9 protein-coding genes and 1 pseudogene (1 of these 10 cut by a window edge) are annotated in these 14,353 nt (G+C 70.0%); 2 read left to right on the top strand and 8 right to left on the bottom strand.

Features of this window, described 5'->3' with window-relative positions; translation table 11 throughout:
* Window positions 1-29 precede the first annotated feature (29 nt).
* On the bottom strand, window positions 30-989 hold the full coding sequence (locus ACFE65_RS12215; protein WP_375382636.1) for a glycosyltransferase family 4 protein: 960 nt from the start codon (window positions 987-989) through the stop codon (window positions 30-32).
* Window positions 990-1,135: 146 nt separating this feature from the next.
* On the opposite strand from ACFE65_RS12215, the gene ACFE65_RS12220 reads away from it, so the two are divergent.
* Complete coding sequence (locus ACFE65_RS12220) at window positions 1,136-3,703, top strand: amino acid adenylation domain-containing protein (RefSeq protein ID WP_375382637.1); 2,568 nt, start codon at window positions 1,136-1,138, stop codon at window positions 3,701-3,703.
* Between the two features lie 138 nt (window positions 3,704-3,841).
* A complete protein-coding gene (locus tag ACFE65_RS12225) occupies window positions 3,842-5,161 on the top strand; it encodes a UDP-glucose dehydrogenase family protein (protein WP_375382638.1) in 1,320 nt (439 codons plus the stop codon).
* Window positions 5,162-5,193: 32 nt separating this feature from the next.
* Here the strand turns inward: ACFE65_RS12225 and ACFE65_RS12230 are convergent, their stop codons facing one another.
* The 7 genes and pseudogenes from ACFE65_RS12230 to kdpB all read right to left on the bottom strand — a co-directional run.
* Window positions 5,194-6,060, bottom strand: coding sequence for a sugar phosphate isomerase/epimerase family protein (locus ACFE65_RS12230; protein WP_375382639.1), 867 nt, complete (start codon window positions 6,058-6,060; stop codon window positions 5,194-5,196).
* Entirely contained in the window at window positions 6,057-8,336 is a 2,280-nt protein-coding gene (locus ACFE65_RS12235) for a TonB-dependent receptor (RefSeq protein ID WP_375382668.1), read from the bottom strand. The genes ACFE65_RS12230 and ACFE65_RS12235 overlap by 4 nt, the downstream gene beginning before the upstream one ends.
* 185 nt (window positions 8,337-8,521) lie before the next feature.
* Window positions 8,522-9,322 carry a transglutaminase family protein gene (locus ACFE65_RS12240; protein WP_375382640.1) on the bottom strand — a complete coding sequence of 267 codons (801 nt, stop codon included), beginning with the start codon at window positions 9,320-9,322 and terminating at the stop codon, window positions 8,522-8,524.
* A 66-nt stretch (window positions 9,323-9,388) separates the two neighbouring features.
* Window positions 9,389-10,078 (bottom strand): response regulator transcription factor, encoded by a 690-nt coding sequence (locus ACFE65_RS12245; protein ID WP_375382641.1) that lies wholly within the window; start codon window positions 10,076-10,078, stop codon window positions 9,389-9,391.
* Window positions 10,075-12,741, bottom strand: coding sequence for a DUF4118 domain-containing protein (locus ACFE65_RS12250; protein WP_375382642.1), 2,667 nt, complete (start codon window positions 12,739-12,741; stop codon window positions 10,075-10,077). The genes ACFE65_RS12245 and ACFE65_RS12250 overlap by 4 nt, the downstream gene beginning before the upstream one ends.
* Window positions 12,738-13,331 carry a potassium-transporting ATPase subunit KdpC gene (kdpC, locus tag ACFE65_RS12255; RefSeq protein WP_375382643.1) on the bottom strand — a complete coding sequence of 198 codons (594 nt, stop codon included), beginning with the start codon at window positions 13,329-13,331 and terminating at the stop codon, window positions 12,738-12,740. The genes ACFE65_RS12250 and kdpC overlap by 4 nt, the downstream gene beginning before the upstream one ends.
* 127 nt (window positions 13,332-13,458) lie before the next feature.
* Window positions 13,459-14,353, bottom strand: a pseudogene (gene kdpB / locus ACFE65_RS12260) (potassium-transporting ATPase subunit KdpB) (it continues 1,144 nt past the right edge of the window).

Raw genomic sequence — 14,353 nt, forward strand, 5'->3', positions numbered from 1 at the left:
CCGGGTCATTTCTCGATGAAAACTCCGGGTCAACTCTCAGTGCAAATCAACAGGCACACTTCAGGAATGGCGCCCGCCGGCGCCGCGACGACCGGACAGCCGCACAGCATCGCCTCGATCGGCGGCAGGCCAAGCCCTTCCGTCCGCGACGGATACAGCAGGCAGTGGGCGTTGGCATACAGCGCGCGCAACGCGGCATCGTCGACACGCCCGACGAACACCGCACCCGCCGGGACCGTCAGCCCTCCCGCCTCGAGCATCGCGCGCGACGGTCCGATGACCACCAGCGGCATCGCCGCTAGGTCCGCCCGCCCGAATGCGGCGAAGGCGACCGCGACGTTCTTGTACCGGGCGATCGACCCGAAGATCACGGCATATCCGCCGGCGATCAGCCGGTGGCGGTCGAGCACATCGTCGTCCGCCGGCGTCTCCAGGATGTGATCGGCGCCGTTGTGGATCACCTGCGTCCGCGCAGGGCGCGCGATCCCGAACGTCGCGAGGCTGTCGCGGGCATAGTCGGACACGGTCAGGACGATCCGGCTCGACCGTGCGCCGAGCGGCACCAGCGCGCGATAGCCCCAGCGCAGCTTGGCGGGATAGCTCTCCGGCGACAGCCGGAATTGCGAATCATGGACCATCGTCAGCTTGGCCGGGTGCAACGATGGCGCCAGATTGGCGAAACTCGCCAGCGCGCCGGCGCGGGCGACGAACGGCAATATCGCCTGCTCCCAGAACTGGGTATGCCCGCCCCGCTGGGGCAGCGGAACGATGGTCGCGAAGCGCGGCGCCCAGTTCGCGCGGTTAGGCAACAGCAAGCGCATGTTCCATTCGGCGGGCTCTTCGCCGTCAACCGCAAGCTGGTCCAGTTCGCGTATCAATCGATCGGCGACACGGTGGACGCCGTTGACCGCGCCCGAATAGAACTTGCCGTTCAGAAACAGTGTGCGCTTGTGCGCGGGTCTTCCGTTGTCGCCGTGCCGGTTCGTCACCGTGGCCGGGCTAGTCTCCATCCGACTTCGGCCGTGCATCATTCGACGTATCGCCCGGCGGGAAAGCGCTGGATCAGCGATCCCGTGGCGAGCCCTGCCTGCCCCCGCGAGCGCGGGTCGTCGGCCGGCGACGAAGGGGGATGCACATGGCACAAGATGATGTGGGTGCGGTCGACGACTGGATGCCGATCACCGACGTGTTCGCCGCCCAAAGCCGCCGGCGCCCCGACGCGCTGGCCGTCGAGGCGCGCGGCGAACGGCGCAGCTATGGCGAGCTGGCGCGCCGGGTGGACCTGTTCGCCGCCCGTCTCGCGGCGCGCTTGGATACGGGCGGCGAGCGACTGGTCGGCGTCTGCCTCGAACGCGACGTCGATCTTCCCGCCTGGCTGCTCGCCATCCTGAAGGTCGGCGCCGCCTATCTGCCGATCGATCCGACCACGCCGCCCGCCCGGCTCGCGCACCTGCTGGAGGACGGCCGGCCCGCGCTGATCGTCGCGAGCCGGTGCCATGCGCCTGTCGTGGCGGGCGTGGACGTCCCCGTGATGATCGCCGAAGACGCGGCGGACCCGGCCGCCGCCGTGCCCGGCGCCATGATCCCGTCGCCGGTCGGGCCGCGGTCGCTGGCCTATGTGATCTTCACCTCGGGCTCGACAGGGCGTCCCAAATGCGTCGAGGTCGAACACCGCTCGCTGTCCGCGTTGATGGCGACGATGGCCGCCAGTCCCGGGCTCGGCGAGGGTCAACGGATGCTGGGCGTCACCCGGATCAGCTTCGACCTGTCGGTCCCCGACCTGTTCCTGCCGTTCTTCGTCGGCGGATCGCTCGCGCTGGTCGACCTCGACGTCGCGGCCGATCCGGACCGGCTGGCGGCGGCGTTCGCCGACCATCGCCCGGACCTGGCGCAGGCGACGCCCTCGATGTGGCGCGCGCTGCTGGAAAACGGATGGGAAGGGCAGCCTGGTCTTCGCGTCCTGGCCGGCGGCGAGCCGGTCACCCGCGCGCTGGCGGACCGGCTGCTGCCCTGCTGCGCGGAGGTGTGGAACATGTACGGACCGACCGAGGCGACCGTCTGGGCTACCGCCTTCCGGGTCATGCCCGGCACGGGTCCGGTGCCGATCGGCGGGCCGATGGCCGGGGCGTCGGTCGAGGTCGTGGATCAGGACATCCAGCCGATGCCGGTCGGCGGGATCGGTGAGATCGTCATCGGCGGCATCGGCGTCGCGCGCGGCTATCGCAACCGGCCGGACCTGACGGCCGCCCGTTTCGTGACGACGAACGAGGGCGAGCGGGTGTACCGGACCGGCGATCTCGGCCGGGTCGACGAGGCCGGTACCCTGTTCTGCCTGGGACGGCTCGACGATCAGGTGAAGATCCGCGGGTTCCGGATCGAGCTGGGCGATGTCGAGGCGGCGCTCGCCTTCCATCCAGCGGTGGCGTGGGGAGCGGTACGGTCGTGGCCGGATCCCTCGGGCGAGCCGGTCCTCGTCGCCTATGTCGTCCCGCGCGGCGCGGCGCTGGACGTGCGCGAGATGAAATCATTCCTCGCCACGCGGATCCCGACCTACATGGTGCCCGACCGCATCGTCGCGGTCGCGGTGATGCCGCTGACGTCCAACGGCAAGGTCGATCGCGCGTCGCTGCCGAACCCGTTTGCGCACGCCTCGCCCATCGCACCGGCCGGCGGCGGGATTCAGGATCAGCTCGCCGCGATCTGGCGCGAGCTTCTCGGCGTCGCCGCCGTCGGCCCGGACGACGATTTCTTCGACCTCGGCGGCTACTCGCTGATGACCGTCCGGCTGACGCGGCGCATCGAGGCGGAGTTCGGGACAAAACTCGCGCTCATCGAACTGATGCGACACTCGACGCTGGCGGCGATGGCGGCGCGGATCGGCCGCGGCGAGGCCACGATCGGACGCGAAGCGATGCTGCTGAACGACGGGGGGACCCGCGCTCCCCTGTTCTGGCTGGACGCCGGCCCGCTGACGCGGACGGTGATGCGCGGCCTGTCGTCCGATCAGCCCGCCTATGCGCTCAACATCGACGCGACGGACGAGGAGGCGCTCGGCGGCGGCGATCTGTCGATCCCCCGGATCGCGGCGTGCCTCGCGACCCGGCTCGTCGCCCAGCAGCCGGCCGGGCCCTATTACATCGGGGGCTGGTGCCGGTGGGGCATCGTCGCCTTCGAACTTGCCCGTCAACTGACGCAGGCGGGCGAGACGGTCGGCCTGCTGGTGCTGCTGGATGCCGAACGGCCGGGGCGGCGAGCGCCCCGGCAGGGACTGCGTCGTCGCATCGGCCGGTGGCTTCGCGCTTCCGACATGGCCGACATCGTCGAGCCACCGAGCTTCAGCCAGCGCGTCGAGATCGCGACCCGCACCTATCCGGCCGGCCGCTATGCCGGCGACGTCCTGCTCGTCCGTCCGGAGACCGGCTATGGCGATGCCGGCTGGGCGCCGCTGGTCGGCGGCACCCTTGAGATCGCGCGCATCCCCGGCGATCACGAGTCGATGGTGCGCGGGGCACCCGCGCAGGTGCTGGCGGCGAAGCTGGACCGCGCCCTGCTCGCGGCCCAGGACCGCACGTCGCCCGGCGGGGCGCTCGGCCCCTCCGTGGCCGCTGCGGAGCCGGTCGCGGCGGTCGGCGGCCCGGACCCGCATCCCGAATGGCCGGGTCGTCCACGGCAGGAGCGCCAACGAACCGTTCTCGGCGGCTGACGCCGGCCGGCATGCCCGGCCTGCCCGGCCATTGACGCCTGTCATGCTCGTAGGGCGCTCCCGACCCCGCAGCAGACCTCCCGGTATTTGCCCAATGATGCGCGCAGGCTTCTGCGCGCCGAGGAACTGGATCTTCAGATGCGGATCACGATGATCGGTTCGGGATATGTCGGCCTGGTATCGGGTGCCTGTTTCTCCGATTTCGGGCACGAGGTGGTCTGCGTCGACAAGGACGAGGCCAAGATCGCCGCGCTGACGGCGGGGCGGATGCCGATCTACGAACCCGGCCTCGACCAGCTCGTCGCTGCCAATGTCGCGGCGGGGCGGCTGACCTTCACCACCGACCTGGCGGCGGCGGTCGATCTCGCCGATGCGATCTTCATCGCGGTCGGCACCCCGTCCCGGCGCGGCGACGGCCATGCCGACCTGACGTACGTCTTCGCCGCCGCGCGGGAGATCGCGGCCGCGCTGACCGGCCCCGTCGTCGTCGTCACCAAATCTACCGTACCGGTCGGCACGGGCGACCGGGTGGAGGCGGTGCTGCGCGAGTGCCAGCCCGATGTGCACGCCGCGGTCGTCTCCAATCCCGAGTTCCTGCGCGAGGGCGCCGCGATCGGCGACTTCAAGCGGCCGGACCGGATCGTCATCGGCACCGACGATCCGTTCGCGCGGGAGGTGATGCGCGCGGTGTACCGGCCGCTGTTCCTCAACGAATCCCCGATCCTGTTCACCTCGCGGCGCACGTCGGAACTGACCAAATACGCCGCCAACGCGTTCCTCGCGACCAAGATCACCTTCATCAACGAGATCGCGGACCTGTGCGAAGCGGTCGGCGCCGACGTCCAGGACGTCAGCCGCGGAATCGGGCTCGACAACCGGATCGGCAGGAAGTTCCTGCACGCCGGCCCCGGTTACGGCGGCAGCTGCTTTCCCAAGGACACGCTCGCGCTGCTGAAGACCGCCGAGGACTTCCAGTCGCCGATGCACATCGTCGAGGCGGTCGTCAAAGTGAACGAAAGCCGCAAGCGCGCGATGGGGCGCAAGGTGCTGAGGGCGCTGGGCGCCAATGACACGGGGGGCGAGGGCGCGCGCGGCAAGACCGTCGCGCTGCTCGGCCTGACCTTCAAGCCCAACACCGATGACATGCGCGACGCCCCGGCGATCGCCATCGCGACGACGCTGGCGGACGCGGGCGTGACGGTGCGCGCCTATGATCCGGAAGGGATGGCGGCCGCGACCGCGATGCTGCCGGGCCTGATCGCCACGCACGACGCCTATGATGCCGCGACCGGCGCCGACGCGGTCGTGATCGTGACCGAATGGGACGCGTTCCGCGCGCTGGACTTCCAGCGGCTCGCCGCGACGATGACCGCGCCCGTGCTCGTCGACCTGCGCAACGTGTACCGACGCCAAGCGGTGGAGGCGGCAGGGTTCACCTACATCGCCGTCGGCTGCTGAGCGGACCGGTTACGCGGACCGACTATGCGGGCTTACGCCTGCACCGACGCCGTCCAGGCCGCCGCCAGGCCGTCGCGGCTGCGGCCGATCACCGCCTCCAGGTCCTGATCGTAGAGCGAGTCCGCCACATCCAGGGAGAATATCTCGACGACGTAGGCGCCCTCGAACCCCGCCGCCCGTGTCGCGGCGATCAGCGGCCCGAGCGGGATGGCGCCGTCTCCCGGCACGATCCGGTCGGCGAACGAGCGCGGGGTGCGCCAGTCGCTCGCCTGCACGGTCAGGATGCGCCCCGCCGCCCGCGCGATCTGCGCCGCGACGTCGGCGTTCTGCCAGATGTTCCAATAGTCGAGGCACAGCCCGACGTGAGGGCTGTCCGCCCGGTCGATCACCTCCAGCGCCTGGTCGATCGTCCAGATCGCGCTCTCGACGTTGACCGACGTCGGGTTGAGCGGCTCCAGCGCCAGCGTCACGCCGTGGTCCGCCGCGACGTGCGCGAGCTCGCCCAGCGCGTCGCCCACCATCCGCATCGCCTCGGCGGTGTCGCCGCCCGGATGCGCGCCGGTGTTGGTAATGAACGGCCTGCCCGGCGCGAACCGCGCCAGCCGCTCGATCGAGCCGCGCAAGGCGGCGACGCGATCCTTGAGGTTGGTCGGCCGCGGCATCATCCGGCTGGCGAAGAAGGTGCGGACCGCCGGCTGCACGCCGCTGATCGCGAGGCCGGCGGCGGCGATCGACTCCATCTGCTCTGCATGCCGCACGTCGTCGAGCTTGGCCTCGACCACCTCGATCGTGTCGACGCCGAGCCGTGCGTAGCGCTCGACATCCTCGTCGAACGTCCAGGGCTGGGTGGTGAACTGACTGACGCCGAAGGTGAAGGGAAGCCTGGCGGCCAGGGTCACCGGAACGACCCGCTGACCATCAGGCCGAACACACGCGGATCGTTGTAGATGCCCGCGCGATAGTTGGACGTGTCGATCACGTCGACCAGGTTCTTGTTGTCGGTCAGGTTGCGGACGAACGCCGCGACCTCGTAGCGGCCAAACGCGTATCCCACCTTCGCGCCCAGCTCGTTGTTGCCGTCGGCGCGGTATTCGACCGCGCGATAGAGGGTGAAGTTTGTCTTGCCCTGGATGGTGAAGTCGCCTGCGACGAAGATCCGCTTGCCGTCGCCCAGCGGCAGATCGTAGCGCGCCCCGAGGTTGAGGTTCCAGTTGGGCGCGTTGGGGAATGGATTGCCGTTGATCTGCGCGAAGTAATTGGCGCCGACGCGTACCACCGGGTTCAACACCGTCTCCGACAGGACGCCGCCCGCCGAGCCGACCTGCGCGTAGACGTTGGGGTCCTCGATCTGCGTGTGGAGCCAGCTGAACCCGGCGTTGAAGCGGAAATTGTCGACGGGCCGCGCGTCGAACTCCGCCTCCGCGCCATAGCCCACGCCCTTGTTGGCGTTGAACAGCACGCCGCTGCCGTTGCTGTCGTTGCCGTTCAGCTGGATGTCGTCCACCACATAATAGAAGCCGGTGAGGTTGAGATGGACGCGATCGGCGAGCGCCGCGGTCTTCACGCCGGCCTCGTAGCTCGTGTTCTTCTCCGAGTTGGCGGTGGTGAACGGCGTGTTGAACACCGCCGAGCGGCCCTGGATCGTCGGCCCGCGAAAGCCGCGCGCGACGCGGGCGTACAGGCTGACGTTGGGATCGACGCGGTAGAGCAGGCTCGCATCGAAGCTCGGCTGCGTGTCCGCGAGCGTCACGTTCGTCGCGCCGGTGAAGGTCGACACGTTGGCGATGGTGTTGGCGGTCTTGAGCAGCGTCGTCTGCTTGCTGTCGCGCGTGACCCGCACGCCGCCGGTCAGGATCAGCGCATCGGTGATCCGGAAGCTCGCCTGCCCGAACCCGGCATAGGAATAATTGTGGTCGTGCAGCAGCACCCAGTTGTTCGGATTGGGCGTGGTGCCCAGCACGTTGCTGGTCAGGAAGAAGGCGCGCTGGTCGAACTCGGTCAGGTCGCGCTGGTCGAAATAGATGCCGCCGAGCTGCCACCGGAACCGGCCGACGTCCGCGCTCGCGAGCCGCACCTCCTGCGTCCACTGGTCGAGGCTGCGTAGCCGCCCCTGCGACTCGCCGCAGCCGGCGGCGCAGTAATTGGGCGCGACGCCGCCGAAATTGGCCGCCGCGCCGCCGTCGGTGTCGCCGCGGCTATAGCCGGACGCATGCTCCCACGCGGTGATCGAGGTCAGCGTCGCATTGCCGAAGTCATAGTCCGCCTTCAGCGAGGCGCCGTACGTCCGATAGCTTTGCGGATTGTTCTGCGCCTCGTCATACGCCACCACCGAGCGATCGAACGAGTCCGGAACGGTCTTCGTGCCCTGGATGATCGAGCCGCGATAGAAGATCGAGGCCGAGCCGTCATAGTCGCGGTAATTACCCGACAGGCGCACGCTCAGCCGGTCGTTCGGCTTGGCGAGCAGTTGCAGCCGGATGTCGCGCTCGTCGAACCCGTCGAGCTTGTCGTGGCCAGGCGTCGTGCCGTCGTCGGAGGGGCCGGTGTAGACGTTGCTGATCCAGCCGTCGCGATGCTGGAACAGACCGGACAGGCGGAAGCTGAGGACCCCGTCCTTGGTCAGCGGACCGCCGACGCCGAGGTCCGCGTTGACGCTGTTGAAGCGGCCGTAGCTGACGGAACCCTGGCCGGCCCAGGTCTCGGTCGGCTGGGCGGTATCGAACTTGACGATGCCGGCGGTGGTGTTGCGGCCGAACAGCGACCCCTGCGGGCCCTTCAGCACCTCGACCTCGGCGATGTCGTATGCCGGGTTGGACTTCAGGACGACGTTCTCCTCCACCACATCGTCCTGGATCACCTCCACGGGCTGCGAGGCGCCGAGATAGAAGTCGATGTTGCCGAGGCCGCGGATGTAGAAGCGCGGGAAGATGCGGCCCGTGGAGGTCTCGACATACAGGTCCGGCACGCGCCCGGACAGCGACAGCAACGTGTCGCCGCCGGCGGCGTCGAGATCGTGCAACTGATCGGGCTTCAGCACCGACACCGCGACCGGCACGGTGATGGCGTTCTCCGTCCGCCGCTGGGCGGTGACGACGATGGTGTTGTCGTTCGAGACGCCGTCGGCAGGGGTGGCCGGATCGGTCGCCTGGGACTGGGCGAGCGCCGGCGTCGCCATCAATGCCGTACCGGCAAGCAGCCACGCATGCTTCGTGCAGAACTTCATCATCTTGCCCCCGGTCAGCGCGACCCTGCCCCCATGCGGGATCGCGCGACGCACCGACAGTGCCGGGCGCTGATGACTTTTTTGTGGCAGGGCCGATCGGCCGGCGGGATGCGGCGCCCGGTAGGGGGATCAGAAGGTCAGGGCGTGCCGAGCGCGGCGAGCGTGTCCGACACGCGCCGTCGCAGGTCCGGCTCGCGCGTCGTCTCGAGCATTGCGCTGAGGCTCGCCCGCGCGGCGGGGAGGTCGCCGTCGACGAGGTGGAGCCGGGCGCACTCCCACCATCCATGGCCATAATCTGGCGAGACCGACGTCATCCGGCCGTACAGTTCGAGCGCCCGCCTGCCCTTGCCCGCCGCCTCCGCGCGGATCGCCTGGTTGAGCAGCAACCGGACCAGCACCGCCCGGTTCGGCATCGCGCCGACATGGCTGACCGCGGAGACCGGCCCGGCGCCCGACGCGCGAAGCAGCGCGACGAGCTGATCGCGACCGACGCGCACGCCGCCCCGGAACGGATCGACGATCACCGGCGCCGCGTCCGCGCCCACCAGGACGAGGACATGGCCGGGCATGTCGAGGACGTTGGCGATCCAGCCGAGCCGTCGCGCCGCCGCGACGTAGAGGATCGACAGGCTCACCGGCAGGCCCCGGCGGCGGTCGAGGACGCGGATCAGGTCGGCGCTGGCCGGATCGTCATAGGTGTCGCGGTCGCCGAGGAAGCCGAACTCGTCCGCCAGCACCGCCGACAGCGCATCGGCGTGGGCGTCGGCCTGGGCCGCCTCGCCGCCGACCGCTTCGAGGCGGATCGCGATTCCCTCGATCAGCGCGAGGTACGGCGCCGGATCGGCGTCGGTATGGTCCAGCATCGCCAGCGCCAGCGCGGCCTCGTCCAGGACGATCTCCTCGTCGTCGATGAGGCCGAGGCGGGTCAGGTCGTCCATGCCCACCAGATGGGGGCTGTCCCGCGGTTCGGCAAAGCGGGACCGGACGATGCAGGGGCGTCGTGCTCAGGTGTCGGCGAGGAGGCGGTAGCCGATGCCCAGCTCGTTCGCGATGATCCTCGGCTGCGCCGGATCGGGCTCCAGCTTCTGGCGCAGGTTGCGCACGACGATGCGGAGATATTCGATCTTGCGGTCGTGATCGAGCGGCCATGTCGCCGCCAGGATGCGGCTGTGAGTCACCACCCGCCCGGGCGCGAGCGCCAGTTGCTCCAGCACGTCATACTCCTTGCGCGTCAGGTGGATCTCGGCCTCGTCGCGGCGGACCAGCCGGCGGGACAGGTCGATCGACAGGCCGCCGGCGCGCACGACCGGCTCGCCGCCCTGCGCGCTGACGCGGTGGCGCAGCGCGGCGCGCAGGCGGGCCAGCAGCTCCTCGCCGTCGAACGGCTTGGTGACATAGTCGTCGGCGCCGAGATCGAGCGCCGCGACCTTGTCGTCGGTCGCCTCGCGCGCGGACACGACGAGCACCGGCACGCCCGCCCGGCTCTTCAGCAGCGCGACGAGTTCGAGCCCATCGCGATCGGGCAGGCCGAGATCGAGCAGGACCGCATCCGGCCGATCGCCGGCGGCGAGATCGAGTGCCTCGCGGCCGGTCTTGGCCTCGATCACGCCATAGCCCGCGCGCGTCAGCGTCGCGTGCAGGAGCCGGCGGATGTGGAGGTCGTCGTCGACGACGAGGATGCGCTGCCCGCTCATGCGCCGACGTCCTGCGACGACGTCACCAGCAGCGCCTCCGGGAAGCGGATGGTGAAGGCGGCGCCCGGTCGATCGGGTCGGTTCTGAGCCAGTACCGTCATGCCCATCGCTTCGGCGAAACCCTTGACGATGGCCAGCCCCAAACCGGTGCCACCGGCGCTGCGGTCCGATCCTTCGAGGCGACGGAAGGTCTCGAACACCTCCGCCTCGCGGCCGGGCGGCAGTCCCGGCCCCTCGTCGACCACCGACAGCGCCAGTTCGTCGTAGCGCCGTTCGGCGCGCACCGTGATGGGTGTTCCGGGGTCGGCATAGCGCCCGGCATTGTCGAGCAGGTTGATCAGGCAATGGTGGAAGAGCTGCGGATCGACCGAGACGAACGGCAGGTTCGGCAGCACCTCCAACCGGATCGGATGCCCGTCGAGCGAACGGCGCGTGTCGTTCACCGCGCCGGCGACCGCGTCCGTCAGGTCGACAGGCTCGATCCGCAACCGGAGCGCGCCAGCCTCGACCCGCGCCATGTCGAGCAGGTTGGCGACGAACCGGTTGAGCCGCACCGCCTCGCTCTCGATCATCCGGACGAGCGGATGGTCGATCTCGCGGCTGAGTTCGGCGGCGGCGGCCAGGACGGAGGTCAGCGGCGTGCGCAGGTCATGGCCGACCGACGACAGCAGCGCGGCGCGCAACCGGTCGCGTTCGCGCACCGCGTCGAGGTCGCGCATCTCGCCCTGCAACCGCAACCGCTCGAGCGCGAGCGCGGACTGGTCCAGCAGGCTCGACAGCAGCGGGATCTGGTCGGACCGGATCGGGTCCCCCCCGTCGTCGAGCGCGATGCCCAGCACCGCCAGGGTGCGCGACCCAGCCTTCAGCGGCTGGAAGCGCCAGTCGGACGAGGTCAGCGTGCCCGAGCCGCGACCCGCCGGCTGGCCCGTGTCCAGCGCCCATTGCGCCGCGGCGAGCTCCATCGTCTCCAGCCGCGCGCCGGGCAGGCTGGCGGCCTGGATCGCGATCCCGGTCTCGTCCTGCTCCAGCACCATCGCGCGGACGCCGAACAGCCGCGCGATCTCGCCGCAGATCGCGCGGCTGACCTCGATCCGGTCACCCAGCGACGTCAACTGGCGCAGGAAGCCCGCGAGCGCCGCGTTGGAGCGGGCGCTGGACGCGGCGAGGTCGGCCTGCGCCCGGACGCGCGCGGTAAGCTGGCTGGTCACCACCGCGACGCCGAGCAGGACGATGATCGACACCACGTTCTCGGGATTGCTGATCGTGAGGGTATAGCGCGGCGGCAGGAAGAAGAAATTGTAGGCGAGCGACGAAGCGAGCCCGGCAAACAGCCCTGTCCGGAGCCCGAACAGGCTCGCCGCGGCCATGACCGGCAGCAGGTAGAGCAGCGCGACGTTGCCGAGATCGAGCACGTGCGACAGCGCACTGCCGGCGGCGGTCACGCCCGCGACCATCAGCGTCGTCCAGGCATAGCCCGCCCGCGAGCCCCAACTGCCCCGGCGCCTCATCCGTCGCGGCGCGGCGCCGACGTCGTCCGCCACCGGCATGACATGGACCGCGACGCCCGGCGCCTCGCGCACCAGGGCGTCGACGACCGAGCCGTGGCGCAGCTCGAACCAGCGCGAGCGCACGGACTTGCCGACCACCAGCTGCGTCGTGCGCGCGTCCGCCACATAGGTCTTGAGCCCCTCGACGACCGACGTCGCGGGAACGCTGACCACTTCGGCGCCGAGCTGGGTCGCCAGGTTTAGCACGGTCGCGAGCCGGCGGTGGTCGTCGGGGCCCAGCGTCAGACTGCGCGGTGTCTCGACATGGACGACCGTCCAGGGCGCGTGGCTCGCGTCGGCGATGCGTTTCGCCGCCCGCACCAGTCCCTCGGCGCCCGGCAGCTCGCTGACCGCGACCGCGATCCGCTCGCCGCCCGCCCAGGTGCCGCCAAGCGCGTTGGCGCGCAGATGCTCCAGCATCTGCGTGTCGACCGCCTGCGCCGCGCGGCGCAGCGCCAGCTCGCGCAGCGCCGACAGGTTGGACTTGGAGAAGAAGTGCGACAGCGCGCGCGTCGCCTCCTGCGGCAGGTAGACCTTGCCCTCCTTCAGCCGCTCGATCAGCTCGTCGGGCGGGATGTCGACGACCTCGATCTCCGCCATCTCCAGCACGCTGTCGGGCACCGTCTCGCGCACGCGGACCCGCGTGAACGAGGCGACGACGTCGTTCAGGCTTTCGAGATGCTGGATGTTGATCGTCGAATAGACGTCGATGCCGGCGGCGAGCAGCTCCTCGACGTCCTGCCAGCGCTTGGGATGGCGACTGCCCGGCACGTTCGAATGGGCAAGCTCGTCGACGAGCGCGAGCTTGGGCCGTCGCGCGAGGAGCGCGTCGAGGTCCATCTCCTGCAGCGTGCGCCCCTCATAGGCTATGTCGCGGCGCGGGATGATCTCCTGGTCACGCGTCAGCGCCTCGGTCTCGATCCGGCCGTGCGTCTCGACGATGCCGATCACGACGTCGATGCCGGCACGGCGGCGGGCCGCACCTTCCGACAGCATCTCGTACGTCTTGCCGACGCCGGGAGCGGCGCCGAGGAATATCTTCAGCTGCCCGCGCCCCTCCTGCGCGGCCTGGCGCAGGAAGGCCTCGGGCGAGGGGCGGTCGGATGGGCCGTTCAACGCGTCGGCGCAGGTCCGGCCCGCGCGTCGAGCCGGCGGTTGAGCGCGAGCACGTTCACGTGATCCTCCCCGATGAAGCCGAGCCATGGATGCTCGGTGCCCTGCACCACCATGGCGCGGACATCGTCCTGCGCCAGGCCGCGCGCGCGCGCAACACGCGGGACCTGCGCCAGCGCGGCTGCCGGCGACAGATCGGGGTCGAGCCCGGAAGCCGAGGCGGTCACAAGATCGGCGGGGACGGCGCCGGTCATGCCCTGCGACCGGCGCAGCGCGATGTCGCCCTTGATCCGCTCGACCAGCGACTTGGACGTCGGGCCGAGGTTGGAGCCCGACGACGCGGTCGCGTCATAGCCCTTGCCGGCCGCCGACGGCCGCGAGTTGAAGTATCGCGCGGTGGTGAACGACTGGCCGATCAGCTCCGAGCCGACAACGCCCGTCCGGTCGACGATCAGGCTGCCGTTCGCCTGATGCGGGAAGACGAGCTTGCCGAACCCCATGACCGCGAGCGGATAGATCCCGCACGTCAGGATCGTGAGCAGCAGCGTCAGCACCACCGCCGGCCGCAGCCCCGAGAGTATATCCGAACCCATTGTCAATGTCCCATCTTACATTCGTCATCCCGGACTTGATCCGGGATCCCGCTTATTCCTGCCGTCGCAAAGGCAGCGGGACCCCGGGTCAAGCCCGGGGTGACGGAAAAGGTGCGCCTGCAACGCATCACGCCAGCCCCATGCCCGACACGGCGAGGTCGATGAGCTTGATGCCGACGAACGGCGCGACCAGGCCGCCAAGGCCATAGACGCCGAGGTTGCGCGCCAGCAGCGGCCCGGCGCCCATCGGGCGATAGGCCACGCCCCTGAGCGCCAGCGGCACCAGCATCGGGATGATAATCGCGTTGAAGATGATCGCCGACAGGATCGCGCTCGTCGGCGTCGCCAGATGCATGACGTTGAGGATCGCGAGCCCCGGATAGAGCACGATGAACATAGCCGGCAGGATCGCGAAATATTTGGCGACGTCGTTGGCGATCGAGAAGGTCGTCAGCGCGCCGCGCGTCATCAGCAACTGCTTGCCGAGCCCGACGATCTCGATGAGCTTGGTGGGATCGCTGTCGAGGTCGACCATGTTGCCCGCCTCGCGCGCCGCCTGCGTGCCCGTGTTCATCGCGACGCCAACGTCGGCCTGCGCCAGCGCGGGCGCGTCGTTGGTGCCGTCGCCGCACATCGCGACCAGCCGCCCGCCGACCTGTTCCTTGCGGATGTAGGCGAGCTTGTCCTCGGGCGTCGCCTGCGCGAGGAAATCGTCGACCCCCGCCTCGGCGGCGATCGCGGCGGCAGTCAGCGGATTGTCGCCGGTGATCATCACCGTGCGGATGCCCATCGCGCGCAGCTCGCCGAAGCGCTCGCGGATGCCGGCCTTGACGATGTCCTTGAGGAAGATCGCGCCGAGCAGCCGGCCGTCCTGCGCGACCGCCAGCGGCGTGCCGCCGCTGCGCGCGATCTCGTCGGTGATGCGGCGCAGCTCGGTCGCGGCGGCGGTCTGGCCGAGGCCCGGATGCGCCTTCAGGATCGAATCGACCGCGCCCTTCTCGATCAGCGTCTCGCCGATCCGG

Source organism: uncultured Sphingomonas sp. (assembly GCF_964237335.1).
In the GTDB taxonomy this organism is placed as follows: domain Bacteria; phylum Pseudomonadota; class Alphaproteobacteria; order Sphingomonadales; family Sphingomonadaceae; genus Sphingomonas.

What these genes read in the sequence shown, in the direction of transcription:
- ACFE65_RS12220 (WP_375382637.1), top strand. Translation starts at nt 1,136, where the DNA reads ATGGCACAAGATGATGTGGGTGCGGTCGACGACTGGATGCCGATCACC.
- ACFE65_RS12225 (WP_375382638.1), top strand. Translation starts at nt 3,842, where the DNA reads ATGCGGATCACGATGATCGGTTCGGGATATGTCGGCCTGGTATCGGGT.
- ACFE65_RS12235 (WP_375382668.1), bottom strand. Translation starts at nt 8,336, where the DNA reads ATGGCGACGCCGGCGCTCGCCCAGTCCCAGGCGACCGATCCGGCCACC.
- ACFE65_RS12240 (WP_375382640.1), bottom strand. Translation starts at nt 9,322, where the DNA reads ATGGACGACCTGACCCGCCTCGGCCTCATCGACGACGAGGAGATCGTC.
- ACFE65_RS12245 (WP_375382641.1), bottom strand. Translation starts at nt 10,078, where the DNA reads ATGAGCGGGCAGCGCATCCTCGTCGTCGACGACGACCTCCACATCCGC.
- kdpC (WP_375382643.1), bottom strand. Translation starts at nt 13,331, where the DNA reads ATGGGTTCGGATATACTCTCGGGGCTGCGGCCGGCGGTGGTGCTGACG.